The sequence below is a fragment of the Pandoraea sp. B-6 genome, assembly GCF_000282835.1.
Classification (GTDB): Bacteria; Pseudomonadota; Gammaproteobacteria; order Burkholderiales; family Burkholderiaceae; genus Pandoraea; species Pandoraea cepalis.
In genome coordinates, this window is sequence record NZ_KB290537.1 from 84,570 (window position 1) to 108,515 (window position 23,946).

Annotated in this window: 23 protein-coding genes; 18 read left to right on the forward strand and 5 right to left on the reverse strand. The window is 61.1% G+C overall.

The annotated features are described in order from the left end of the window. From A985_RS29390 to A985_RS0116485, 13 genes are all read left to right on the forward strand, one after another. A partial coding sequence (locus A985_RS29390) for a transposase (protein ID WP_232424653.1) occupies positions 1 to 261 on the forward strand: 261 nt, incomplete at its 5' end. Between the two features lie 520 nt (positions 262 to 781). After that, complete coding sequence (locus A985_RS25880; protein WP_017234491.1) at positions 782 to 1,072, forward strand: tyrosine-type recombinase/integrase; 291 nt, start codon at positions 782 to 784, stop codon at positions 1,070 to 1,072. Positions 1,073 to 1,125: 53 nt separating this feature from the next. After that, complete coding sequence (locus A985_RS0116430) at positions 1,126 to 1,380, forward strand: AbrB/MazE/SpoVT family DNA-binding domain-containing protein (RefSeq protein ID WP_017234492.1); 255 nt, start codon at positions 1,126 to 1,128, stop codon at positions 1,378 to 1,380. After that, positions 1,380 to 1,742: a type II toxin-antitoxin system PemK/MazF family toxin gene (locus A985_RS0116435; protein WP_017234493.1), complete on the forward strand. Its 363-nt coding sequence runs from the start codon at positions 1,380 to 1,382 to the stop codon at positions 1,740 to 1,742. Before A985_RS0116430 ends, A985_RS0116435 begins: the two co-directional genes overlap by 1 nt. Before the next feature lie 67 nt (positions 1,743 to 1,809). Then, positions 1,810 to 2,004: a YqaE/Pmp3 family membrane protein gene (locus A985_RS0116440; RefSeq protein ID WP_017234494.1), complete on the forward strand. Its 195-nt coding sequence runs from the start codon at positions 1,810 to 1,812 to the stop codon at positions 2,002 to 2,004. A gap of 11 nt (positions 2,005 to 2,015) precedes the next feature. Further along, positions 2,016 to 2,435, forward strand: a complete 420-nt coding sequence (locus tag A985_RS0116445) for a DUF2513 domain-containing protein (protein ID WP_017234495.1) — start codon at positions 2,016 to 2,018, stop codon at positions 2,433 to 2,435. A 19-nt stretch (positions 2,436 to 2,454) separates the two neighbouring features. After that, the gene (locus tag A985_RS0116450; RefSeq protein WP_017234496.1) at positions 2,455 to 2,961 is read left to right on the forward strand and encodes a superinfection exclusion B family protein; all 507 of its coding nucleotides are present in this window, start codon (positions 2,455 to 2,457) and stop codon (positions 2,959 to 2,961) included. Between the two features lie 21 nt (positions 2,962 to 2,982). After that, on the forward strand, positions 2,983 to 3,240 hold the full coding sequence (locus A985_RS0116455; protein ID WP_017234497.1) for a hypothetical protein: 258 nt from the start codon (positions 2,983 to 2,985) through the stop codon (positions 3,238 to 3,240). A 122-nt stretch (positions 3,241 to 3,362) separates the two neighbouring features. Next, positions 3,363 to 4,061, forward strand: a complete 699-nt coding sequence (locus A985_RS0116465) for a response regulator transcription factor (RefSeq protein WP_017234499.1) — start codon at positions 3,363 to 3,365, stop codon at positions 4,059 to 4,061. After that, the gene (locus tag A985_RS0116470) at positions 4,042 to 5,313 is read left to right on the forward strand and encodes a HAMP domain-containing sensor histidine kinase (protein WP_017234500.1); all 1,272 of its coding nucleotides are present in this window, start codon (positions 4,042 to 4,044) and stop codon (positions 5,311 to 5,313) included. The genes A985_RS0116465 and A985_RS0116470 overlap by 20 nt, the downstream gene beginning before the upstream one ends. 119 nt (positions 5,314 to 5,432) lie before the next feature. Beyond that, entirely contained in the window at positions 5,433 to 6,830 is a 1,398-nt protein-coding gene (locus A985_RS0116475) for a TolC family protein (protein ID WP_026132045.1), read from the forward strand. Next, positions 6,827 to 7,891, forward strand: coding sequence for a hypothetical protein (locus A985_RS0116480; protein WP_017234502.1), 1,065 nt, complete (start codon positions 6,827 to 6,829; stop codon positions 7,889 to 7,891). The genes A985_RS0116475 and A985_RS0116480 overlap by 4 nt, the downstream gene beginning before the upstream one ends. 39 nt (positions 7,892 to 7,930) lie before the next feature. Further along, complete coding sequence (locus tag A985_RS0116485) at positions 7,931 to 11,050, forward strand: efflux RND transporter permease subunit (RefSeq protein WP_017234503.1); 3,120 nt, start codon at positions 7,931 to 7,933, stop codon at positions 11,048 to 11,050. Between the two features lie 76 nt (positions 11,051 to 11,126). Here the strand turns inward: A985_RS0116485 and A985_RS0116490 are convergent, their stop codons facing one another. Beyond that, on the reverse strand, positions 11,127 to 12,371 hold the full coding sequence (locus A985_RS0116490; RefSeq protein ID WP_026132046.1) for an MFS transporter: 1,245 nt from the start codon (positions 12,369 to 12,371) through the stop codon (positions 11,127 to 11,129). Between the two features lie 854 nt (positions 12,372 to 13,225). Here A985_RS0116490 and A985_RS0116500 point away from each other — a divergent pair. The 5 genes from A985_RS0116500 (at position 13,226) to A985_RS0116520 (ending at position 19,997) form a co-directional block, all read left to right on the forward strand. Further along, positions 13,226 to 13,594, forward strand: coding sequence for a hypothetical protein (locus A985_RS0116500; RefSeq protein WP_017234506.1), 369 nt, complete (start codon positions 13,226 to 13,228; stop codon positions 13,592 to 13,594). An 87-nt stretch (positions 13,595 to 13,681) separates the two neighbouring features. Further along, entirely contained in the window at positions 13,682 to 14,926 is a 1,245-nt protein-coding gene (locus tag A985_RS0116505) for a TolC family protein (protein ID WP_017234507.1), read from the forward strand. Further along, positions 14,923 to 16,446, forward strand: a complete 1,524-nt coding sequence (locus A985_RS0116510; protein ID WP_026132048.1) for an efflux RND transporter periplasmic adaptor subunit — start codon at positions 14,923 to 14,925, stop codon at positions 16,444 to 16,446. The genes A985_RS0116505 and A985_RS0116510 overlap by 4 nt, the downstream gene beginning before the upstream one ends. Continuing rightward, a complete protein-coding gene (locus A985_RS0116515) occupies positions 16,443 to 19,577 on the forward strand; it encodes an efflux RND transporter permease subunit (protein ID WP_017234509.1) in 3,135 nt (1,044 codons plus the stop codon). The genes A985_RS0116510 and A985_RS0116515 overlap by 4 nt, the downstream gene beginning before the upstream one ends. A gap of 51 nt (positions 19,578 to 19,628) precedes the next feature. Continuing rightward, positions 19,629 to 19,997: a copper-binding protein gene (locus tag A985_RS0116520; protein ID WP_017234510.1), complete on the forward strand. Its 369-nt coding sequence runs from the start codon at positions 19,629 to 19,631 to the stop codon at positions 19,995 to 19,997. A 748-nt stretch (positions 19,998 to 20,745) separates the two neighbouring features. Here the strand turns inward: A985_RS0116520 and A985_RS0116525 are convergent. The 4 genes from A985_RS0116525 to A985_RS25890 are packed head-to-tail and all read right to left on the reverse strand — an operon-like array spanning position 20,746 to position 23,921. Then, on the reverse strand, positions 20,746 to 21,048 hold the full coding sequence (locus A985_RS0116525; RefSeq protein WP_017234511.1) for a P-II family nitrogen regulator: 303 nt from the start codon (positions 21,046 to 21,048) through the stop codon (positions 20,746 to 20,748). A 39-nt stretch (positions 21,049 to 21,087) separates the two neighbouring features. After that, positions 21,088 to 22,704, reverse strand: coding sequence for a multicopper oxidase family protein (locus A985_RS0116530; RefSeq protein ID WP_017234512.1), 1,617 nt, complete (start codon positions 22,702 to 22,704; stop codon positions 21,088 to 21,090). A 52-nt stretch (positions 22,705 to 22,756) separates the two neighbouring features. Then, complete coding sequence (locus A985_RS28250) at positions 22,757 to 22,921, reverse strand: hypothetical protein (RefSeq protein WP_017234513.1); 165 nt, start codon at positions 22,919 to 22,921, stop codon at positions 22,757 to 22,759. A gap of 34 nt (positions 22,922 to 22,955) precedes the next feature. Next, positions 22,956 to 23,921, reverse strand: a complete 966-nt coding sequence (locus tag A985_RS25890; protein ID WP_017234514.1) for a F510_1955 family glycosylhydrolase — start codon at positions 23,919 to 23,921, stop codon at positions 22,956 to 22,958. Positions 23,922 to 23,946: the final 25 nt, after the last annotated feature.

Consider the following 23,946-nt stretch of genomic DNA (forward strand, 5'->3'; position numbering starts at 1 on the left):
CATGTTGCCAAGCTGCGCTGGCGTATCGAGCGGAATTATCAGGATCTCAAGCAGGAATTCGGCCTGGGACACTTCGAAGGACGTGGCTGGCGTGGATTCCATCACCATGCATCGCTGTGTATTGCCGCCTATGGGTTTCTTGTTGCTCAACGCCTCATTCAAGGCGACAGTAAAAAAAACTCCTCGATCCGCGACCCATTTGCCTTACCCTCGGATTACGTGCCACGCGGGTCCGCAGCGCACGCAGCGCCACGTGGCTGATTCCATCACCACGCTGCGCTGGCGTATCGCTGCATACATCGCGCGCCGGATCCAGCGATGTCCGTTTTGTTCAGCGGTCAATGCTGGTTTATTGACACAGTAAGACTAGTGTGCACCGACGCTGATTCACAGATGATGTTGGATCGGAAGCGATAGCTAGGTCGGCTGCCGAGATCATCGTAAGCCCCAAGGGGACACGGCCGAGAATCATCGGATATCGCGAGCTGGCCGCTGATTTACTGTCAGCTGCGAAGCGGGGGCTTGTGGTCACTGCCGTCGCCGGGGGCGGTGTGCTATTGCGCGAGATCAGTCGAGATCTCCGAGAGTTTGTGTCGCCCGCACTTCCCTGTAATTTTCTCGTTGGCGCTGGGCTTCCACAAACCAAGGAAGCATGGGAGAGGTTTCTGCGCCATTTTCCGAGGACGGCAGAAACCACGGGCGTTTATAGTGAAAAGGAGCGCCCGGCGTTTCTCTCTCGTAACAGGCTCAATTTCGAGCGCATTACGAGGACCGAGAAACCATGCACATCAAACGCGCCAAGACACTCAAACCTGCCCAAATCCGCCACCTGCTCCGCGTGACCGAGGCCACCAGTCGGCACCCCGAGCGTGACGCGCTTATTCTGCTGCTCGGCTTCACCTGCGGGATGCGGATCTCCGAAATTGCCCGCATCGAAATGGCGAACGTACTCCAGCCCTCCGGACTAATTCGAGAAGAAGTGAGCCTGCGGGCAGCGATCACGAAAGGCTGCCGCCAGCGCTGCGTGTACCTGAGCCATCGATTGATGATGCGAAAAGTAGATACGCGTTGAAACTCCGAAAGATTATGTCTATACTTGTAGATACGTAATGGAGGTGAATCATCATGGCAAAGACGGCAACACTGACTATTCAGCAATGGGGAAACAGCTTGGCGGTACGGATTCCTGCCGCAGTCGCGCGCTCGGCGCACTTCGAGGTCGGTCTTGAGGTGGAGGTGACAACCGATGAGGTTGGCGTCACCGTGAAGCCTGTCGGCCCTCGGAAGCTCACCCTTGCTGAAAAGCTCGCCAAGTTCGACCTGTCGAAGCATGGCGGAGAAGCTATGGCGGCGTCCCCTGTTGGCGCGGAGGCTTTTTGATGTCGAAGGTCGCTTGGGCACCGGATCGCGGCGACATCATCTGGATCGACTGCAATCCACAAGTCGGTCGAGAAATGAAGAATATGCACCCGATGCTCGTCCTGTCGCCTAGAGCGTTTAACGAGACAACCAGCATCGTCATCGGCCTGCCTATGACGACGGCAGAGTACAACGACACCAATCCGTTCGCTATCAAGTTCAAGGGGCCGAAAAACGTCACCAGCTACGTCTTGGGGCATCAGCCGAAGTCCTTCGACTGGCGGGCGCGCGGCGCGAAGCCGCATCCGTGGAAGCAGGCACCTCAGGAGGTCTTTTTGGCCGCCTGTGAGCAATTAAACCAGATCATTTCGATCTGCGAGTAAGGGTTTGCCTGGCGTGAAACGCCCCGAACCGGCCGGAAGCCGGGACTGACATCGTAAGAGGAACTACATGCGTCTGCTGCTTGCGTTGATTTTGCCTTGGCTTCAATTTTTCACGATCGGACGTCCCTTCGCGGGGATCATCTGCTTGCTTCTCCAACTCACGATCGTCGGTTGGATTCCGGCTGCGATCTGGTCTGTGTATGCGCTGAGCCAGTACAAGACCGACAAGAAAATCGAGCGCGCCCTGGCTAGTCGCGGGTGACGAGGAAGCCAATGAAGCGAGACTGGGACCTACTGCGCAAACAGCTGACGGACATAGAGGCCGGGAATGATGCGCTGGCAGATATTCCGGATGCGCCGAAGTGGACAGATGATCTGACTTGGGAGTCATATGACGCTCTTGCCAGAGAGCGGCGGAAAATTGAAGAGCGAATCGCAGGGCATCTCGAACTGCTAATCGACAGTGGATATGTTGATGGTCTTCATGTGCTCCGTGGGGCAGACAACCATTTCTCGTTCGCTTGTTCCGCGCCTAGGCTTACGATGTCCGGGCACGATCTACTCGATACTATGCGGTCATCGTCAATCTGGGATTCGATTAAATCCAACGCCAAGAAGAAGGGCATCGAGCTGACGTTTGATGCCATTAAGGCACTCGGTGCTTACGCCTTGAAGCAGGCACTGGCTGGATAGGAAAAGGGGAAACGCTAACATGGGCATGATCGGGGATGCCGCCGAGGGTATAAAAGCAGTTGGCCAAATTGCCGTGAAGCCTCTACTTGCCATCGCGTTCGCTAGCGGGGCTCTGCTATACGCTCCGGCACATCTTGTTGACGCAGCGGGCCTCGTCGACTTTCTCACGAAGTACCGAATGTGGGTCGGAGTCGCGTTGCTGGCGTCCTGCGCTTATCTGCTCGCGCATGGACTCACTTGGATCTTCAACGTCCTCGGCTCCTGGCTCGGCGATGCACGGATGCGAAAGGTCAGACGAAAGTGGCTCACGACGCTTACGCCAGACGAGAAGGCAGTTCTCGTTCCCTATATCCGCAACCAAGCGGCATCAATCGATTACAGCCTTAACGATGGTGCCGTGCGCGGCTTGGAAGGGAAGGGAGTGCTATACCGAGCGTCGTCCGTTTCATATGGCCTTAATTTTCCGTTCAATATGCAACCGTGGGCCCGTGAAATTCTGGTCGCGGAGCCTGAGCTTCTGATGTAGGAAAACGTTAGGGGGATAGTAATGGCTACAACCGAAAATCCCGGCCCGAAGGGCGAGTTGGTGTTGGTGGACTACTTTCACGAGTCGTCGAGCGGACATTTTGACAAAAGCAACCGCGCCGTACTTTTGCCAGGCAATGGGACGATGGTCACTCTGGATGTATTCGCCGATTCCTGCAATCACTTCAAAGGGCCGCGAGAAGAAAGTCGGGAGCTGTGGGAGATCGATCGCGAAGCATTGATCGGTCTCATCAACCAACACGGTAAGCGAGTCGGATAGGAAAACTGGAATGGAACTGATCTACTGGCGCGAGTTTGACGAAGGCGAGGAGCGGTTCTCAGGTAGGGCGCTTTGGGTACCGTTCGTCCGTTTCCCAGTATTGCAGTGTTAGCAACCTCAACATGAAAGTACTTATCATCGAAGACGACGCAGCCATTGCAGCGAACGTCTACGACTACCTGGAAAGCCGTGGTTTTCAAGTCGATCTCGCAGCGAACGGTCCCGCAGGACTCAAGTTCGCGCTTTCCGACGCCTGGGATGCGATCCTGCTTGATATTTCGCTGCCGGGTATGGACGGGCTGGCACTGTGCCGTGCGCTGCGTCAGCAGGCGCATCGCGATACGCCTGTGCTCATGCTAACCGCGAGGGATTCGCTCGATGACAAACTAATGGGCTTTAGTCACGGAGCGGACGACTACCTCGTCAAGCCCTTTTCGCTCAAGGAAGTCGGCGCGCGTCTCGACGCATTGATTAAGCGCTATCGCGGCAGGGTGGCCGCACAGGCGCTGCGGTTCGCCGACCTGACGCTCGATTTGCAGACGCTCGCTGTCGAGCGCGCCGGCCGCCCGATCAAGCTCCAACCCAAATGCCTTCACATTTTGCGTTTGCTCATGTTGGCGCCCGATCGAGTGCTAACGCGCCAGGAACTCGAAACGGAAGTGTGGGGAGGCGAACCGCCAGGAAGCGACACATTGCGCACCCACATCTATATGTTGCGCAAGGCTTTGTCGAAGCCCGGCGACGCGGAACTCGTCGAGACCGTTCACGGACTCGGCTATCGACTCTCTACTGGCAACGCCAATGCACCTCAGTCTTCGTAAGAAAGTCGCGCTGGCATTCTCGGCCGTCACGATTGTGTTGCTGGTGACACAAGCACTCGGTGTCCGGCTTCTCGCAGAGGCGCAAGAAGAACGACTGATCACCGCGTTGATTCGTGACGATATCGCGAGTGTGGTGCGAGGTTACGAAGCCGCGCCGTCGACGTTACCCCCTCTCGATGATCGCCTCAACGGCTATCTCTCCGCGGCCGACAGCTCCTCTCCGGCACTGCCCACCACTGTCGCTCAGCTTCCTCCCGGCACGCACGAACTGATTGCCGACGGGCGCGAAATCCACGTGACCATTGTCCCATTCAATCACGTACGACTCTACCGAGTCTATAACTTCAGCGTCTACGAGAAACATTTCAAAGAAGTCATTAACGCACTCATGGCGACCACGGGTGTGTTCGCGCTAGTCGCGATCTGGCTGGCATTTGGCTTGTCAGGCATGTTAGTTCGTCAGGTCGCCAACCTGGCAAATCAGGTCACAAAGCTCCGTCAGGATTCCGAGCCCTCAATCCAGTCGGGCGAGTTCGATGAGCAGGAATTGATCGGCCTTGTCGACGCCTTCAATGACTACCACCGGCGCATGGCCGATATGGTCGCGCGAGAAAAGGAGTTCACCGGCAACGTCAGCCATGAGTTGCGCACGCCGCTAACCGCCATCAAAACGAGCTGCGAACTGTTGGATCAAGCCCCGGGGCTCGACGACAGAGCACGTGCGCGGATTGCACAGATCGAGCGCGCGGCAGACCATATGCGGGAACTGGTCAGCGCCTTGTTGCTATTGGCTCGCGAGGAAACATCCTCAACAACACAGCCTGTGGCACTTGCCTCACTTGTCACGGAAGTGCTTCAGCCATTTGCAGAAAGGATCCGGGCAAAGGATATCGACCTCGTTGTCCAAGTGCCAATGGACCTACGCGTCGACATCAACGACGCCGCGCTGACGATCGTATTATCCAACTTGATCGAAAACGCGGTGCGTTATACCGATGTCGGTCACATCCGCTTGGCGTGGAAAGACAGACGATTGTGCGTGGAGGATAGCGGGAGCGGCATCGCCAAGGAGGCGCAGCCGCACATTTTCGATCGACTTTATCGCGGCGATCAAGCCGAATCCGTCGCACGTGGCTTCGGCATCGGCCTGGCGATCGTGCAGAAACTCTGCGCGCGTTACGGCTGGCCGGTCACCGTTGACAGCGCACTTGGCCAAGGGACCCGAGTCTCCCTGCGGCTCCCGGTAGTTTAACCCGCCAACGCGACGTGACATTCAATCGCTGACGTTCTTGACGAAAATTTCACATCGCGTTGCGTAGCATCCCGCCTTGACCGCCCCATTGGGCAGCAACGAGACGCGAGGGTGCTGACGTGCGCCAAACACCGCTCATTCTTTTACTTTGTCTGGCAGGCTGCGCCACCTACCACGCGCAGCCAATCTCGCCGGCGAAGCTCGCGCACCAATTCGAGGTGCGCACGCTTTCCGATGAAGGCCTACGTGAATTCATGCGGCGCGAACTGGGCCGCGACGTCCCGCCATCATCCCAGGCTAGCTGGAATCTCCCAATGTTGACGCTGGCGGCGTGGTATTTCAGTCCGGAACTCCGCGTCGCACGCGCCCAGTGGGCGACAGCAAAAAGTGGAATCGACGTTGCCGACGCGCTGCCAAACCCCGTGTTGCAGTTGCCGTTCCAGCGCTCGTCGCCGAATCCTGGGCCTGGGACCGCCTACACGTGGGGCCTTGCGCTCGACATCCCCATAGAAACTGCCGGAAAGCGAGGCTATCGGGTCAAGCAGGCCGCACACCTTGCAGAATCCGCTCGGTTGAGCGTCATGAACACCGCTTGGAAAGTGCAGGCACGGGTGCGCGATACGCTGCTCGCGATATACGCCGCTCGTGAGAAGGCGACTTTGCTCTCGCGCAAGGCCGATGCCCTCCGGGAGATCGTCGCGATGGTGGAGAAGCGCCGTGCCGTCGGCGAAAACGCCGGACCGGACGTCGACGCTGCCATCGTAGCAGCCACGCAAGCACAAGCAGAGCTCGCGACAGTTCGCGGCGCGGAGCAGGGCGCTCGCGCGCAACTCGCCTCCGCCATCGGTGTTCCGACGCGATCGCTGGACGCTGTTCAGCTCGATCTCCAAATGTTCGGCATGATTCCGGCGGCACCGCCCGACGCCGATGTGCGTCAGGCGGCGATCCTCAATCGTCCGGATCTGCGCATGTCGCTTGCCGACTACGCCGCCGCCGAATCCGCGCTACAGCTTGAAGTGGCAAAGCAATATCCCGACATTCATTTGGGGCCTGGCTACACCTACGACACCGGCACACACAAAATCGCGTTCGGTCTCGCCGGTATCAACCTGCCGATCTTCAATCAAAACCAAGGCAGCATCGCTCAAGCCGAAGCGAATCGCAAGGAGGCGGCTGCGCGAACGGCAGCACTGCAAGACACGATACTCGGCGAGATCGACAGGGCGCTCGACCTCTATCAGGCGAACGTGGAAACGCTGCGCATCGAGGACGCGCGCCTCGCAGCAGCCCGCCGACGGCTTGACAGTACGGCCGCGGCGTTTGCGGCCGGGGATGCCGGCCGACTGACCTATGCACAGGCCCGTGCCGATTTCCAGACGAATCAGCTCGTCCGGCTCGATGCCGCCATCAGTGCCCAACAGGCGGCGGGTCGGCTCGAAGACGCCGTGCAGCGTCCTCTTACTGGCGACGCCCCCGCATTGAAGCCGTCTGTGACTGAAAAGGAGTTGCGCAAATGAAGCTACGTTGGATCATTCTCTGCGCCACGACGATCGCATTGGCAACTGGTGCCATCTGGTACGTCTATCGGACACTTTCCCTTCAGCCGTCGGCTGCCGGCACTGCCGTGAAGGACACTTCACAACCTTCCGTACGTACGGTCAACGGGGAAACCGTCGTCGTGGTTGCGCCGGATGCTCAACGCGCGAGCCATATCGAGGTGACATCGCTTATCGACGCGCCACGCGAACAGACGCGCCCGGCCTACGCGACAGTGCTTGATTTGCAGCCCCTTTTCGATTTGCGCAGCCGCTTCGCCGCCGCGCAAGCGGATCTCGACACGCTCACCGCGCAGGCGGACAATTCGCGCGACCAATATGCACGGAGTCGGACACTATTTGAAGATGATCAAAATGTGTCCCGCAAGTCCGTCTCAGATGCCAATGCCATGATGCGGGCGAACGACGCAAAACTGCGTTCCGCCAAGATCGCAGTGGCCGGACTCGGCGCGACGTTACGCCAGCAATTCGGCGAGGCGCTTGCCGCGGCTGCGCAGGCACCGACATCCCGCGTCATGGAGCATCTCCGGGCCGGGCAAGCGACTGTGCTGCGTGTCACGCTTCCGGCGGGCAACGGCACCGATGCCCCGCCACAGATTACCGTCGATTCGCCGGATGGCAAGACGTTGCCAGCGCAGCGACTCTCGGCGGCGCCGAGCACCGATCCTGCCCTTCAGGGCCAGCCTTGGCTTTACCTCGTCTCCCAGATGCTCCCGGCCGGCACGCGAACACTCGCCAATCTTCCTGCAACTGGCGCGGCGAAGGCGTCACTTGTCGTTCCGGGGGGCGCCGTTCTCTGGTATGGCGGACAGCGGTGGGCGTATGTCAAGACCGCGCCTGACAGCTTCACGCGCCGCTTCGTTCCCGGATCGGGCGACGGTGATCCCAGCGTGAGCCATACGCCGGGCTTCCACGCCGGTGATCAGGTCGTCATTCAAGGCGCGCAGTTGCTGCTTTCCGAAGAACTCAAGCCGCGAGGTATCGCCACCGTCTGCAAAGACCCTCCGGAGTGCGACGACTAATTCGCCCACCGCAACGCGCACCGACCGATACGTTCCCTCATGCTTAACGCGATCATTCGCTTTTCACTGCGCTTTCGAGGCGTCATTTACGCGCTGGCCGTCGTCGCGGCCGGTTATGGCGTTTATTCGCTCACGCGCGCGAAGCTCGACGTCTTTCCCGAGTTCGCTCCGCCGATGAGCATCGTGCAAACAGAAGCACCGGGCCTGACCAGCGAGCAAGTCGAGACGCTCGTGACACAGCGGCTGGAGAACGGTCTGGGCGGCCTTGTCGGACTCCAGTCGATGCGATCTAGGTCGATGCAGGGCCTGTCGGCCATCACGCTCGTATTCAACGAGCATACGAATGTGATGCAGGTCCGTCAGCTCGTGTCCGAGCGGGTCAATGAATTGGCCGCGACGCTACCGTCGGGCGTCCATCCGCCACGACTGTTGCCGCTGACGACGACGACAAGCGTTGTGCGAACGATTGGCCTGACATCCAACACGCGCTCACTTCAGGCGCTATACGATATCGCGCAGTGGACGTTGCGACCGCAACTCATGAGCGTTCCCGGTGTTGCCGATGCCATTGTTTTCGGTGGCCAGACCCGGCAGATGCAGATCCAGGTCGATCCGACCAAATTAATACGTTATGGGCTATCGATCCAGGACGTGGTCGCCGCCGCGAAAGCATCAACGGGAGTGAAGGGCGCCGGGTTCATCGAGGGGGACAACCAGCGTATCGCGGTGAACGCGGACGGTCAGATCGCCGAGCCGCAGACGCTGGCCAACGTGGTGCTGCATTGGAGCCATGGTGCTGCCGTCCGCATTGGGGACGTCGCCACCGTGGCGTGGGGCGCTGCGCCGGCGGTCGGCGCAGCATCGATCATGGCGCATCCCGGCGTAATGGTTGTTCTGGAAAGCCAATATGGCACCAATACGCTCGAGGTGACAAAAGGCATCGAGACATCGCTGGCGTCGATCAAGCCGATTCTCGCGAAGCAAGGCGTCGAGGTCAACGCCGAGGTATTCCGGCCCGCCAGCTTCATCGATGCGGCGCTGAGCCACCTCCGCACTGCGTTGCTCGTTGGCGCGGCGCTTGTGATCTCTGTCCTTTTCCTGTTCCTGCTCAATGTGCGCACGGCCGTCATTTCAGCGGTAGCGATTCCGCTGTCACTGCTCGTTGCGATTATCGTTCTGACCGCATTCGGCGTCAGTCTGAACACCATGACGCTCGGCGGGCTCGCGATCGCGCTGGGCGAAGTGGTCGACGACGCCATCATCGACGTTGAGAACATCTATCGGCGGCTGCGGCAGAATCAGACCCTCCCGACGCCGCAGCCGGCCTATCGCGTCGTGCTGCGCGCCTCGCTTGAAGTGCGCAGCGCCGTGGTGTTCGCGACGTTCATCGTGATGCTGATCTTCCTGCCGGTGCTGACGTTATCGGGTGTCGCTGGAAAATTGTTCGCGCCGCTTGGTATTGCGTACATCCTGGCCGTGCTCGCGTCGCTTGGCGTGGCACTCACCGTCACACCCGCGTTGGCCTTGGCGCTACTGGTAGGCGGGCCATTGCCACAGCATGAGCCGCGTCTGATTGCCCGCCTGAAGGCTCGTTATGCAGCGCTGCTCCTGACGGTCGAGCAGCACGTGAAGTCCGTGATGATCGCCGTTGGGCTGATGTGCGTCGTCGCGCTCGGATCGTTACCGCTTCTGAGCGGCAACTTCATCCCCGAACTTCGCGAAGGTCACTATATCGTGCACATGGGGCTTGCGCCCGGCACGTCGCTTGCAGAATCGATGCGCGTCGGCGCCCGAGTGTCGCAAGTGTTGATGAAGGTGCCCGGTGTTCGGTTGGTCGCACAACGGGCGGGGCGTGCCCATGGCGTCGTCGACCCGACCGGCGTTCAGCTTTCAGAATTCGAGGTCGATCTTGAGCCAATGAGCGCGACTGGCCAAAGCTGGGCCCTCTACCGCATCCAACAGGCACTCGCTCGCTTTCCGGGATTGACGACTTCGGTCAATACGTTTCTCGTTGAACGGATCGACGAGACGATATCGGGTGCGACGGCGCCTGTGGCCGTGAACGTGTTCGGCGACAATCTCGACGTCATCGACCGCAAGGCGCAGGAGATCGCTCAACTACTGGGTTCGATTCGTGGTGCGGCAAGCGTCCGGGTCGAATCTCCCCCGGACATTCCTGAGCTGGAAGTGAGGCTCAAACCCGAGTCATTGAGCCGCTGGGGCTTCCGGCCGCTCGACGTGCTCGACACCATCCAGGCGGCGAATGAGGGCACCACCGTCTCCCAGATCTACCGAGGCAGCCGAACATACGATGTCGTCGTCGTCCTGGCGCCATCGGCCAGGGCGACACCTGACGATATCGGTGCGCTGAAGTTGCGCAATCCGGATGGACTTGCCGTGTCGCTTCGAGACCTGGCGTCGATACGTCAGGTGTCGGGCCGGTATCAAATCACGCACGACAACGGTCGACGCATGCAAACCGTCTCAGTCAACCTCGGCAACCGGGCGGTCAGTGATTTCGTCAAGGAGGCGCAGGCGCGTGTGAGCCGGGAAATCAAGTTGCCGTCGGGAACGTATGCCGTGTTCACGGGCGAGAACGAAGCGCGTACACAATCTCAGCATGACCTGGTCGTGTACGGAGCGATTTCGCTCCTCGGCATTGCGATGCTGTTGTTTCTCGCGATGAAGAGTCGTCGAGGGGTGGTCCTGGTAATGATCAACCTGCCGTTTGCCTTGGTGGGTGGCGTCCTGAGCGTAGCGCTCACGGGCGGTACTCTGTCGTTAGGCGGCATGGTAGGTTTCGTGCCGCTCTTCGGGATTTCGTTGCGCAACTCCATCATGCTGATCAGTCACTACGAACACCTGGTGCACGTGGATGGCCATACCTGGGGACCGGAGACCGCAGTGCAGGGCGCATCCGAACGGTTAATTCCGATCCTGATGACAGCGCTCGTGACAGCACTCGCGCTCGTGCCGCTCGCGCTGACCAGCGGTGCCGCTGGCAACGAGATTGAAGGGCCGATGGCCATCGTGATTCTCGGGGGGCTGGTTACGTCAACGGCACTGAACCTTCTCGTTTTACCCACACTTGCATTGCGATATGGCCGATTCGAACGCGATCTGCTTGCAAAACCTTCGGAGAACTCGCCGGGCATATAACCTGCGCGTACCCGCAATACGCCTCGTCTCGCATGCCGCTTTTTCGGCCGTTCATAGCCGTTCGCCCGTGTGTTGCTCACGAGGCACTCTTGACCAGGGTTTCTTTCATCCGCGCGACGACGATCACGCCGGACAAGAAGGTGAGTCCGGCGATCAGCCACACTGCAGCCGCCAAACCGAAGAAGTCGGCTGTGACACCAGCCAGGAGTGCACCGACTGCATAGCCCAGGTCGCGCCACAGCCGATACACACCCACGGCCGAGGCCCGCCAAGCAGGATGCGCCACGTCACCAATGGCGGCCAGCAACGTCGGATAGACCATCGCAGTGCCGACGCCCAAGAGTACGCCGCCCACACCGAAGCCCAGGAAGCCGTTGCTTGATGCCGTGATTGCAATGCCTGCCGCCTGCGTCCACATCCCCCAAGCGATCAACTGCTTGCGGCCAATGTGGTCGGACAGGGCTCCCGTGAAAATCTGCGTGATACCCCACACGGCAGGGTATATCGCTGCAAGCGTGCCGACCTGAGCAAGCGACATGCCTGCGGTAGCGAAGACCAGCGGAAATAGACCCCACGCCATGCCATCGTTGAGGTTATTCACCAACCCCGCCTGGCTGATGCTCGACAGATTGCGGTCGGTGAGCGAGGCGCGACGGAAGATTTCGCCTTGGGTGGGCAGCGCATCTTCATGTTCGGTGTGGTGCGCCTGCACTTCGTGTGCCACGTAGTGCCGGGTTTCGCCAACCGCCATAGCCGAGAGTGTCAAACCCGAGGCAACGTAGACGACACCCAGGTAGAACGGTTCCGGGCGCAGCCCGTAGCGGGCGGCCAGCCAGCCGGTGGCGAGCGCGCTGCCCGCCACGGCGAAATAGCCGGAAAATTCGTTGAGGCCCATCGCCAGGCCGCGTTGCTTGGGGCCAACTAGGTCGATCTTCATTATGACCGTGGTGGACCAGGTAAGGCCCTGACTGACGCCTAGCAAGACATTGGCAGCGACGATCCAGTTCCAATCGGGTGCCCACATCAGGACGAAAGGCACCGGCACGGCCACCAGCCACCCGGCGACCAGTATATGCTTGCGGCCGTACCGATCGGACAGTCGTCCTGCAAAGTAGTTGGTCAGCGCCTTGGCGATGCCGAAGACAACGATGAAGGAGAGAATTGCTGCCCGCGCCGCGACGTGAAATTCGTACGCGGCGATGGCCGGCAAAATGCTGCGCTCAAGTCCGACCATCGCCCCGACAAAGGCATTCACCAGCACGAGCAGCGAGAACTGGCCCAAGTTCTCGCGCAATCCGAGACGAATGTCAGATGTGTGCATGGGGCAGATCTCCAGGCTGAGGTTGAAGCGCAGCTTGTCGACGCCCACGAAAAACCACGGCCCTTCGCCGCGTCGCTTGCCCAGCCCCCCACAACCGAAAGAGTGGGAAAAGGGCCGACTCCTTGCTGGGGAATTGCGTGGAGAACATCGTCAGCGCCTCCGTCAGAACACCAGTACCTTGTCTGCCTCAGCTGTCCAGGCAGTCATTTAGCTCAAGGTGCTGCGGCGAGTTCCCTTGATAAGTTCATAGACGCTAATTCCTCGAGCGTCGAGACAAGTGCCGTACAGACCGCCGCCGCCCCCGACCGTGCACAGCATATCTCCCGCGTTCTAATAGTCCTCGGGAACATGCTGGCCTGACTTAGCACAGACCACTGCGCCTCCCATCAGGAACAGTCGGACCGTCCCACTTTCACGCTTGACCAGCGCTTTGGCGAGACGCAGAGCATTTTAGCTGTGTTCGCTCCCGTAGGCGGCATCATTGAGAATGAAAAAGGTTTGCATGGTGGCCTCCATAAGCGTTTCGATCGATGTTTGAGTTGCTTCGCGGCTTACTGAGTCGAGCTTTCGATGCGCAAACCGCCTGCGGCCCGTTCGCTGACGCCAGTACGGTCCTCAATGGCTCCCCCCGTCCCGCGTCGACGACCGACGCTATGCTGGCCGAGCGAATCGACGACCGGCTCGAGGAACTGGAGGACTATACCAAAGTCATGTGCGCCATCCTGGAGCAACTGCGACCTTTGGCAGCCCTGCGCGGTCGGTCGCCGGCAAGGCAGCGACTGACGCCACACCTGACTCTCGCCTTGGGTTTTCTAGGAGCGTATTGTCGCGCACAATGATTTATACTACCGGCCATGCGAATCATCCGCCTGCTTCTGCTCATCGTGCTGTCGCTAGCGCTGCCCACGGTTGGGCTGGCATCTGCGGGCTATATGGGTGAGTTCCAGATGCAGCAGGCGGCGGACGCGAGCATGACGGAGATGGCGATGCCGGTCGGCCATTGTGACGAAACCGCTACCAAAGTGGCCCAGCCCGGCAAACTCAAGGCCGGCACGCTCTGCAAGCTTGGTCAGGACTGCAAGATTGGCGCTGCCTATCATCCGACCAGCCCGGTCAAGCTGTTCCATCCATTGCCCGCTGCGCAGCGGGTTACGCCAGTGCCCACGCGAGCACTGCTTTCCCACGTCCCCGAAGGACTGTGGCGACCTCCCACTTCGCTTTGATTTCCTGACAGTATGATCCGCTGAGCGTGCGCTCGGCGGTCGCAGGCTGTGCGCACGCGCACGTTGTCTCGTCACGGAGTCAATAACATGTCCACGCGTTGGATGCTCATCCCCTTGCCCTTGTGTTTGGCAGGGGTGGCCGGCCTCGTCCAGGCCGCGCCCTTGACCTTTAGCGACGCGCTCAAGGTCGCCGAACAACAATCCCCGGCGCTGACGGCCAGTGCCGCCAACCTCCGATCGGCCCAGTCTGCGGCGATTCCGGCGGGCGCTTTACCGGATCCAAAGCTGATCGCAGGCGTCGAGAACTACCCGGTTTCCGGAGATACCCGCTGGGCACTGGAGCGCGACTTCATGACCATGCAGAAGATCGGCATCATGCAAGAGGTGCCCAATGGCGACAAGCGTCGCGCGCGCGTCGAAGTGGCCGATGCCCGTTCGGTGCTGGCCCAGAAGCAGCAGCAGGTCTCGCAGCTTGACGTGCGCCGAGGCACCGCGCTCGCTTGGCTCGATCGCTACTACCTGGAAAAAAAGCTGGCGCTGTTCGACCAGCTCGACCAGGAGAATCGCCTGCTGGCCGACACCGTGCGGGCTCAGGTCGCCTCCGGCAAAAGCCAACCGGCCGACGCCGTGATGGCCGAGCAGGAACAGGCCGACCTCGCGGATCGTCGTGACGGCCTGACACGCGATATCGCCATGGCAATCGCCTCATTGCGTCGTTACGTGGGCGCTGACGCGGATGATCCCTTGCCCGGCGACGCACCGGCGTTGGCGGTCGATCCAGAACGTTATCGGGCGCATCTGCATCATCACCCGGAAGTGGAACTGCTTGCCGCAAAGTCAGGCGAAGCCCGGGCCGAGTTGCATGAAGCGCAGGCGGAAAAAAAGCCCGACTGGGGCGTCGAGCTGGCCTACCAGCGTCGCGGCCCGCAGTTTGGCAACATGGTTTCGGTCCAGTTCACGATCGGCTTGCCGATTTTCTCGAAGAGCCGGCAAGACCCGATGATCGCCTCCAAGGCGGCCGATCTGGAGCGGGCCGACGCCGAGCGCGACGCCATGTTGCGCGATCACCTCAATGAGCTCGATAACGGCCTGGCCGAATACACGTCACTCACCCGCCAACTGGATCGCGTCAACCAGACGTGGCTACCGCTCGCCCGCCGAAAGGTCGACCTCCTCACGGCCGGCTATCGCAGCGGCAGGACCGACATGGGCACGGTACTCGCTGCCCGGCGCGATCTGATCGAGCGGCGCATGAAGGCAATCGATCTGGAAAACCAGCGCGCGCAGATCGCGGCCAAACTTTACTTCACGTATGGAGGGGACGAACAATGAAGCCACGTCACATAACACTTGGTGCATTGATTGTCTTGGTAGCCGCCGCCAGCGCCGGCGCAGGATACTGGTACGCGCTGCGTCATGCGGGCAGCGCTATGGGGAGTGCGCCCGCGGCCGCCGCCAATGGCGTGCCCACTCAAGGCGACGCCAATCGGAAAGTGCTCTATTGGTACGACCCGATGGTGCCGAACCAGCACTTCGACAAGCCCGGCAAATCGCCCTTCATGGACATGCAACTGACGCCGAAGTACGCAGGTGAAGGCGGCGATGCCGCGGGCGTTCAGATCGATTCGGGCGTGGCGCAAAATCTGGGCATCCGTCTGGCCCGGGTCGAGCAAGGCACGTTTGACGCACCGATCGATGCGGTGGCCAACGTGGTCTTCAATGACCGGGACGTGGCGGTGGTGCAAGCGCGCAGTGGCGGCTTTGTGCAACGCGTCTACGCCAGGGCGCCCGGGGACGTGATCGCGCAAGGCGCACCGCTTGCGGACTTGCTGGTGCCTGAATGGGGCGGTGCACAGGCCGAGTTCCTCGCGGTGCTCCGCACCGGTGACAAGGGCCTGGTCGACGCCGCGCGCGAAAGGCTCATGCTGCTCGGCATGCCCGCCGGGCTCATCGCCCGGGTCGAGCGCACGGGGGTGTCGCAATCGACGTTCACGATGACCTCGCCCATCGCCGGGGTTATCCAGTCGCTCGACGTGCGTCAAGGCATGAGCATTGCCGCCGGCATGACACTCGCGAAAATCAACGGATTGGCCACCGTCTGGCTCGAAGCGGCCGTGCCGGAATCCCAGGGTGGATTGGTCGCCGTTGGCCGCCTGGTGGAAGCCCGTCTGGCGGCGTATCCTGGCGAAACCTTCAAGGGCAAAGTCATCGCCGTATTGCCTGAAACCGATTCGGCCAGCCGGACCCTCAAGGTGCGGGTCGAGTTGCCTAATCGCGACGGGCGCCTGAAGCCCGGCATGTTCGCGCAGGTCCGCTTGCAGAATGGCGCGGCTAAGCCGGTTCTCACCATTCCAACCGAGGCGGTGATTCGCACGGGCGTGCGCAACGTCGTGATCGTCGCGCAGGACGGCGGCCGCTACGCGCCGGTAGAGGTCAAAGTCGGGCAAGAAGGTGCCGGCAAGACGGCGATTCTCGAGGGTCTGTCGGAAGGACAGAGCGTCGTCGTCTCCGGCCAGTTCCTGATCGACTCTGAGGCCAGCCTGCAGGGTGTCCTCACCCGCCTCGCGGGCGCCCCCGCCCAGGCCACGGTCCAGCCGGCAAGTGGCGCGAGCGCCCCCGCCGCGCTCAACGAAGCCACCGGCAAGGTGGAAAAACTCGAACACGGGCAAATCACGGTCTCGCACGGCCCGGTCAAGTCGCTCGGCTGGGGGCCGATGACGATGACGTTCAAGCTGTCCGACCCGTCCATGGCGACCGGCATCAAAGCGGGCGATACCGTGCATTTCGGCTTCGTCCCCAGCGGCGATGAGTTCGTCGTCAAGCAGTTGGAGAAGACAGGAGCCGGCTCATGATCGCGAGGCTGATCCACTGGTCGATCGTCAATCGCTTCCTGGTTCTGATGGCGACGCTCTTTGTTGCTGCCGCGGGCGTGTGGGCGGTCAAGACCACACCGGTCGACGCACTGCCGGACCTGTCGGACGTGCAGGTCATCATTCGTACCAGCTATCCGGGCCAAGCCCCACAGATCGTCGAAAACCAGGTGACCTATCCGCTGTCGACGACAATGCTGTCGGTGCCCGGTGCGAAAACGGTACGCGGCTATTCCTTCTTTGGCGATTCGTTCGTCTACGTCCTGTTCGAGGACGGCACGGACCTGTATTGGGCGCGCTCGCGCGTGCTTGAGTACCTGAACCAGGTGCAAGGCCGCCTGCCCGTCACGGCCAAGACCGCATTGGGACCGGATGCGACTGGCGTGGGCTGGATCTACGAGTACGCATTGATCGACAAAACGGGCCAGCACGACCTCGCCCAACTGCGCAGCCTGCAGGACTGGTTTTTGCGCTTTGAGTTGAAAAGCCTGCCCAACGTCGCTGAAGTTGCCTCCATTGGTGGCATGGTCAAGCAATACCAGGTCGTGCTCGACCCCATGAAACTGGCCGCCTACCATATCCCTCAGGCAAAGGTCATCGATGCCATCCAGAAGGCCAATCAGGAAACCGGGGGTTCGGTGCTCGAGCTGGCGGAGACCGAATACATGGTGCGCGCGACCGGCTATCTGAAATCGCTCGACGATTTCCGCAACATTCCGCTGAACGTCTCGGCCACCGGAGTTCCGGTCAAGCTTGGCGATGTAGCTACCATTCAGGTTGGCCCCGAAATGCGGCGTGGCATCGCCGAATTAAACGGGCAAGGAGAAACCGCCGGCGGCGTGATCATCCTGCGCTCGGGCAAGAACGCTCGCGAAACCATCGCCGCGGTCAAGGACAAGCTCGCCGAGCTGCAAAAAAGCCTGCCTGCCGGGGTCGAGATCGTGCCGACCTACGACCGCAGCAAGCTGATCGACCGCTCGATCGACAACCTCAAGCACAAGCTGATTGAAGAGTTCATCGTCGTGGCACTGGTTTGTGCGGTGTTCCTGTGGCATTTGCGCTCGGCTCTGGTGGCGATCATTTCACTGCCCCTTGGCGTGCTGATCGCGTTCATCGTCATGCGCTATCAGGGCATTAACGCCAACATCATGTCGCTTGGCGGCATCGCCATTGCGATCGGTGCGATGGTCGATGCGGCGGTGGTGATGATCGAGAACGCGCATAAGAAGATTGAGATGTGGACGCACGAGCATCCCGGCGAGTCCCTCAAAGGCAGCGCGCATTGGACCGTGATCGGCGAAGCGGCCGCAGAAGTCGGGCCGGCGCTGTTCTTCAGCCTGCTCATCATCACCTTGTCGTTCATTCCGGTGTTCACACTCGAGTCGCAGGAGGGGCGCTTGTTCGGCCCGCTCGCCTTCACGAAGACCTACGCGATGGCAGGCGCTGCGCTGCTTTCGATCACACTGATCCCGATTCTGATGGGCTACTGGATACGGGGGCGCATCCCGGACGAGACGCGAAACCCGCTCAATCGTGCGCTCATCCGTATGTATCGCCCGCTCCTCGACTGGGTGCTGGTGCGGCCGAAACTCACCTTGGTGATCGCTATGCTGGCGCTCTTGACCACCGCGTGGCCGATCAGCCGCCTGGGCGGCGAGTTCATGCCGCCGCTCGATGAGGGCGATTTATTGTACATGCCCTCGGCACTGCCGGGGCTATCTGCGGCAAAGGCGGCGGAGTTGCTGCAGCAGACCGATCGTCTGATCAAGACGGTGCCCGAAGTCCAGAGTGTGTTCGGCAAGGCGGGGCGTGCGGAGAGTGCGACGGACCCGGCGCCCATGGAAATGTTCGAGACCACCATCCAGTTCAAGCCACGCGATCAGTGGCGCCCTGGCATGACGCCGGCCAAGCTGGTCGATGAACTCGACCGGGTCGTGAAGATCCCTGGCCTGTCCAATATCTGGGTGCCACCGATCCGCAATCGCATCGACATGCTGGCCACCGGCATCAAAAGTCCGATTGGCGTGAAGATCTCCGGGACGAACCTGGCCGAGATAGATCGCGTCGCGCAAGACGTCGAGCGGGCTGCGAAAACGGTGTCGGGTGTGAGCTCCGCGCTGGCGGAGCGCTTGACGGGCGGGCGGTATGTCGACGTCAACATCGACCGCGCGGCCGCGGCGCGCTACGGCCTGAACGTGGCCGACGTGCAGGCAATTGTGTCCTCGGCCATCGGCGGGGAGAACGTCGGGCAAACCGTGGAGGGGCTCGCGCGCTATCCGATCAACGTGCGCTATCCGCGCGAGATTCGCGATTCGCTCGAGGGACTGCGCAATCTGCCGATCCTCACCGACGCCGGTCAACAGATTACGCTGGGGACAGTTGCCAAGATCGATGTCAGCGATGGCCCGCCGATGATCAAGACGGAAAACGCCCGGCTCTCGGGCTGGGTCTACGTCGATGTGCGCGGCCGGGATCTGGCGTCGGTCGCGGGCGACTTGCGCGCAACAGTGGCGCGGGAGGTCAAGCTCGAACCCGGCATGAGCATTGCCTATTCCGGTCAGTTCGAATACCTGGAGCGCGCCGCCGCACGCCTCAAGCTGGTCGTGCCCGCGACGCTGGTGATCATCTTTGTGCTGCTCTTCATGACCTTCAGTCGCTTTGACGAGGCTGCCCTGATCATGACGACGCTGCCCTTCGCCCTAGTGGGCGGCATCTGGGTTCTCTATCTGCTCGGCTACAACATGTCGGTGGCCACCGGCATCGGCTTCATCGCGCTCTCGGGCGTCTCCGCCGAGTTTGGCGTGGTCATGCTGCTGTATTTGAAGCAGGCCATCGCGGCAAGGCAAGCATTGGGCGTCACGTTGACTGCAGAGAGCCTGGACGACGCCATCCGCGAGGGGGCGGTCTTGCGGGTGCGCCCCAAGGCGATGACGGTCGCCGTCATTCTCGCCGGCCTGATCCCGATTCTGTTGGGCAGCGGCACCGGCTCGGAGGTCATGAGCCGGATCGCGGCGCCCATGGTGGGCGGCATGATCACCGCGCCGCTCCTGTCAATGTTCGTGATCCCGGCGGCCTTCCGGCTCATGCGTGGCCGGAATCATCGCCGGACGTAGTTCCCTTGCCCGAAAGGGTGTTTTTCTCACTATGTGTAAAAGGAGTCTGTCATGTTCAAAACGATCAGTGCAATGCTCACCTGTGTCGCCCTCGGCGCCTCCCTGCCGGCCATGGCCGCCGGCGCGGCCGATATGAAGCCCATGAGTGGCATGAGCCAGATGGGAGGCATGAAGGCAGACAAGTCTGCTGCGGTCACCGCAACGGGCACCGGCGTGGTCAAGGCTGTCGACAAGCAAGGGGGCAGCGTGACGCTGGCCCATGGGCCGATCAATGCGTTGGGCTGGGGGCCCATGACCATGGGCTTCAAGGTGGCCGATGCCAAACTACTCAATGGCGTTTCGGTCGGCCAGAAGGTCGACTTCACTCTGGTGTCGAAGGACGATGTCCAGACCGTGACAGCGATCCGAGCCGCGAAATAATGCATTGATGCGGGTGGGTGCCGCGACGATCGGCTGGCACCGGCGTCGCACTCCGCTCGTTGCGGCCGGGTCGGAATTCCAAGGAGCGAATGATGGGAACGAGTATCTTCTTCGGGGAATCGGTGATCGCCGCGTTTGGCGCGGGCGTGATCGCCCTGTTTGCACCGTGTGCATTTCGGTCATGCTGCCGGCGTATTTCGACAGTTCCTTCCAGAACCGTCGCAAGCTGGTGGCGATGAGCTTGGGGGTATCGCCACGGTCATCCTGCCGCTCGTGATGGGTGGCCGTGGCCCTGCGCCGTCTGTTGGTCACGCAGCAAACGCCGCTCTAACTGATTGGCGGCGGGCTGATGCTGGCGATGGCGGCCTTCACGTTGTTGGGCGGCAAGCTGCATCTGGGGGGACTGTTCGGAACCGGGATCGGCCAGGGCCGCGACAGCTTACTTGAGCGAGGCCATTTCCTCGGGCGTGCGACGCACGACCAGACCTGCAGCCCGCGGCAACTCACTGTCATGCGTTCGCCAGGCCGCCGCGCACCGATGTCAGCTTCGACCGGCGCGCCACCCGCTCTGGCGCGCGCCGGCGGCTCCATTGATGCCCCGAACTGCACGAGCGTCGCGACCCCGCTGATCCCCCGGCGGTCGCGATCAGCTATGTGCGGCATCCCGCGTCGGGGCGTTTTTCCTGATCGTCATGCATGGCAAATTCAGGGCGGGATGCGGGCCAAGCCCGCCCCGTCCACCGCAGTCTTACGGTGTCCGGATATGAAAGAAGTCCTCAACGGGAAAGACCGCCACGATACCCGTGCCCGGCACGTCGGAGTGCGCCACCTCCCGGATCGCGTCGGTGATGGCCTTGACGTCGGCTTCGTCGGCAAAAATCTCGAGCTTGATGTGCTCGCTCATCCAGTCGCTCGCGAAGACGTTCGCGTAATGGCCATACCCCTTTACTGTGGTCGCAGTGAGCCCGGGCACATGAACGGCCGCGAGGCGCCTCTCCAGTGGCTCCAGCACATCGTCTCGAACAATGGCAATCACATATCTGAAGCTCATGATCTTCTCCTCGACAAAGAAACCCCAACCCGGCAAGACCTAGGACGTCTTGATCAAATAGTTACGCATCAACCCCACATCCTCGTGCTCCAGCATATGGCAGTGGTAGAGGAACAGCCCGGGGTAGCCGTCAAAGTCGAGCAGCAGCCGGATACGCTCTCCGGGCATCACCAATACGGTGTCCTTCCAGCCGTCGTCCACGTAACCGCCCGCCACGGAATTTCTCGCTGACGCATAACCGGGGCGTACGGCACGCCCGACGACGCGGAACTGCAGGCCATGGACGTGCATGGCATGCGCCATCGACATGACTTCCTCATTGCGGAACTCCCAGAGTTCCGCAGTAGCGTGATGCACAGTTTCGTCTGGCGCGACGCCGTCCATTTCGAAACGGCGACCGTTAATGCCCCACGTCATCATGCCCATCGTGACGTTGAAAATCCTGGGATTGGCTGCATTGACGGCACGCTGCGGTTGCGCCTCTGGGAGCGCTGCCAATCGCTTTGGCAAGCGCGGTTTTTCCGATACTGTCCTCACCACGCGGACTTTCGCGACCGGGAAGGATGCTCCGTTGGGTAGCGATGTGCCACTCATCATGTCGCCCATCGCCATATCCCCGTGGAATGACAGGCTACGCAGTGTCAGTTCGCGGCCGACCGGGTATAGGGCAAAATCAACCCACACATCGATGCGCTCCGCAGGTGCCAGCGTCACATAGTGGCGGGCAAGCGGCTGTTGCAACAATCCGCCATCGGTGCCAATGACCGCAAGCGGCGATCCGTCGTTCCATGCCAGCTTGAAGATGCGTGCGTTCGAGGCATTCACCAGGCGTAAGCGATAGGCGCGGGCCGCGACCGGCAGTTCGAAGTCGGGTCTGCCGTTGACAAGAATGCGATCACCCAGAAAACCCATCATCTGCCGCGCGGTGGCCATCATGCCGCGACCATTCCTCATTCCGCCCCCCATCATGTCACCCATCCCGCCCATCATGTCGCCGCCCGCGCCACTGAGATAAACGAGTTGGTTATCGCCATCAAAGTCACGGTCTTGCAGCACGAGCGGTACATCGTAAGGGCCGCTGGGTAGGCCGAGCGTGGCTTCCTCGTCGTCGCTCACGATCAACAGTCCAGCCAGACCGTAGTAGATCTGGGCGCCGGTGCGGCCATCGGGGTGCGCGTGGAACCAATACGTGCCGGCGCGATTGCGTACCTCGAACTCGTACACATAGTGCTCGCCGGGCGCGATCGCATACCGGGGATGGCCGTCCATGGTGTCGGGCACGGACAGGCCGTGCCAATGGATGGTGGTGGCTTCGGGTAACTGGTTGATCAGGTCGATGCGTACCTTCTGGCCGCGTCGCACCCGCAGGATCGGCAGGTAGCTGCCGGGCAAGCGTTCGAAGGCATGCGGATCCCCCTTGAGGACGACGCCGTCATAGCGCCAGACGGCGGTTTGCTGCCCCGGCAGGATCGCGACTTGGTCCCGCTTTGCCCGTAGCTGAACATGAAGGTCGGCAGTGAACGGGCGCTGCCCAACCGATTCCAGCGGGCTTGCCGTTCCGGATAACCGTAGTCCCGCGGTGCCGATCGTGAAGATCGCTCCCGATAGCGTCGCGCGAAGGAGTTCACGTCGCGACGTGTCGATGCCATTGCACATATTGAGCCTCCTTGCACTGCAGCCCTGACCAGGGCCGGCGGTATGAGCGCCGCTAGCGTCGGGGTATGACGCCGCCACCCATATAACAGCTGCCGATGTCGTGCATCATGCCAGTGTGCATCACCCACATGCCCGCCACGCCAAGCACGGCGATCAAGCCAATGACCGCTAGAACGATTAGCACAATGTCGAATACCGAAATCTTGTCCAGTAGCATGTTCACTCCTCGGTCCAGCGGCTGCCGTCGCCGCTCATTGCGTTTGCCCTTCCTTGGCGATCTGCTTCCATGTACGGCCCCGATCCTCTGACAGGTAGACGTTGCGTTTGAATGTCGCGATCGCGATTTCGCCGTGCTTGGCTGGATTTTGGGCGATGAAGGCCACCGCGTCATCCGTCAGCGGCGGCAACGTCACTTCCTGGGGATCTTTGCCGTCTCGCCAGTTGATGCGCGTCAAGGCGGGCTTGCCGGCATAGTGGCTATACCAGAGATGCGTCCCGTCCAAATCGAACCATGCCGCAAGCGCTTGCCCGCCTTGCAGTTGGCGCAAATGGTCGGCGGCGTCTTCCGAGATATACAGACCCTGATCCGTGGTCACGGCGACCACGCGGGAAATGGTCGGATGAATCGCCAGACCGTTGACGTCGCCCGCCAAGCCCTTGGCGGCCGCTGCAATCCATTGCATGCCATCAGACTGCGTGTAGTAGATGCCCGGCTGTTTCATCCGGTCATTCGGGCGCTGGTTGAAGACATACACCGTGTTCGTCCCATAGCTCGTCGCCATGGTGTGGAAATCCGCCTGTCCTTCAAGGCCGAGCTTTTTCCAGGTGCGGCCGCCGTCCTGGCTCTTGAGCAGCCCGAACGGATTGTTCAGCTTGGTCCCCGGCGCAGCATGACCACTACTGTATAGCGCGTCGCGCGTTGCCGAGAACCCCATGTAGTCGTGCGGCGGACCTTCAGCCTTCAACCAGTGCCCATTGCTGTAGATCGCCAATCCGACGTGACTCGGGATGAGGATCTTGGTACCGTCCGTGCTATACGAAAGCCCGTGGACATGCATCAGATAGACGGTTTCCGCCGGGGCGCTCACACCATTCGGTGCGTGTCCCCCCGGGGCCTGGGGCGCTGCCGTGGCTACCGGCAAGCTGCCGTTTGCCATCGCAGCCAGAGCGATGACTTGGGCGAGCGCGGTCATCCGCGGGCGAATTTTGCGCTTCATCTTGTTCTCCGTGGTTCTGGGGCGC

What these genes read in the sequence shown, in the direction of transcription:
- A985_RS0116430 (WP_017234492.1), top strand. Translation starts at nt 1,126, where the DNA reads ATGGCAAAGACGGCAACACTGACTATTCAGCAATGGGGAAACAGCTTG.
- A985_RS0116445 (WP_017234495.1), top strand. Translation starts at nt 2,016, where the DNA reads ATGAAGCGAGACTGGGACCTACTGCGCAAACAGCTGACGGACATAGAG.
- A985_RS0116490 (WP_026132046.1), bottom strand. Translation starts at nt 12,371, where the DNA reads ATGCACACATCTGACATTCGTCTCGGATTGCGCGAGAACTTGGGCCAG.
- A985_RS0116435 (WP_017234493.1), top strand. Translation starts at nt 1,380, where the DNA reads ATGTCGAAGGTCGCTTGGGCACCGGATCGCGGCGACATCATCTGGATC.
- A985_RS0116455 (WP_017234497.1), top strand. Translation starts at nt 2,983, where the DNA reads ATGGCTACAACCGAAAATCCCGGCCCGAAGGGCGAGTTGGTGTTGGTG.
- A985_RS0116505 (WP_017234507.1), top strand. Translation starts at nt 13,682, where the DNA reads ATGTCCACGCGTTGGATGCTCATCCCCTTGCCCTTGTGTTTGGCAGGG.
- A985_RS0116470 (WP_017234500.1), top strand. Translation starts at nt 4,042, where the DNA reads ATGCACCTCAGTCTTCGTAAGAAAGTCGCGCTGGCATTCTCGGCCGTC.
- A985_RS0116450 (WP_017234496.1), top strand. Translation starts at nt 2,455, where the DNA reads ATGGGCATGATCGGGGATGCCGCCGAGGGTATAAAAGCAGTTGGCCAA.
- A985_RS28250 (WP_017234513.1), bottom strand. Translation starts at nt 22,921, where the DNA reads ATGCTACTGGACAAGATTTCGGTATTCGACATTGTGCTAATCGTTCTA.
- A985_RS0116515 (WP_017234509.1), top strand. Translation starts at nt 16,443, where the DNA reads ATGATCGCGAGGCTGATCCACTGGTCGATCGTCAATCGCTTCCTGGTT.
- A985_RS0116530 (WP_017234512.1), bottom strand. Translation starts at nt 22,704, where the DNA reads ATGTGCAATGGCATCGACACGTCGCGACGTGAACTCCTTCGCGCGACG.
- A985_RS0116485 (WP_017234503.1), top strand. Translation starts at nt 7,931, where the DNA reads ATGCTTAACGCGATCATTCGCTTTTCACTGCGCTTTCGAGGCGTCATT.
- A985_RS0116465 (WP_017234499.1), top strand. Translation starts at nt 3,363, where the DNA reads ATGAAAGTACTTATCATCGAAGACGACGCAGCCATTGCAGCGAACGTC.
- A985_RS25880 (WP_017234491.1), top strand. Translation starts at nt 782, where the DNA reads ATGCACATCAAACGCGCCAAGACACTCAAACCTGCCCAAATCCGCCAC.
- A985_RS25890 (WP_017234514.1), bottom strand. Translation starts at nt 23,921, where the DNA reads ATGAAGCGCAAAATTCGCCCGCGGATGACCGCGCTCGCCCAAGTCATC.
- A985_RS0116520 (WP_017234510.1), top strand. Translation starts at nt 19,629, where the DNA reads ATGTTCAAAACGATCAGTGCAATGCTCACCTGTGTCGCCCTCGGCGCC.
- A985_RS0116525 (WP_017234511.1), bottom strand. Translation starts at nt 21,048, where the DNA reads ATGAGCTTCAGATATGTGATTGCCATTGTTCGAGACGATGTGCTGGAG.
- A985_RS0116500 (WP_017234506.1), top strand. Translation starts at nt 13,226, where the DNA reads ATGCGAATCATCCGCCTGCTTCTGCTCATCGTGCTGTCGCTAGCGCTG.
- A985_RS0116510 (WP_026132048.1), top strand. Translation starts at nt 14,923, where the DNA reads ATGAAGCCACGTCACATAACACTTGGTGCATTGATTGTCTTGGTAGCC.
- A985_RS0116440 (WP_017234494.1), top strand. Translation starts at nt 1,810, where the DNA reads ATGCGTCTGCTGCTTGCGTTGATTTTGCCTTGGCTTCAATTTTTCACG.
- A985_RS0116480 (WP_017234502.1), top strand. Translation starts at nt 6,827, where the DNA reads ATGAAGCTACGTTGGATCATTCTCTGCGCCACGACGATCGCATTGGCA.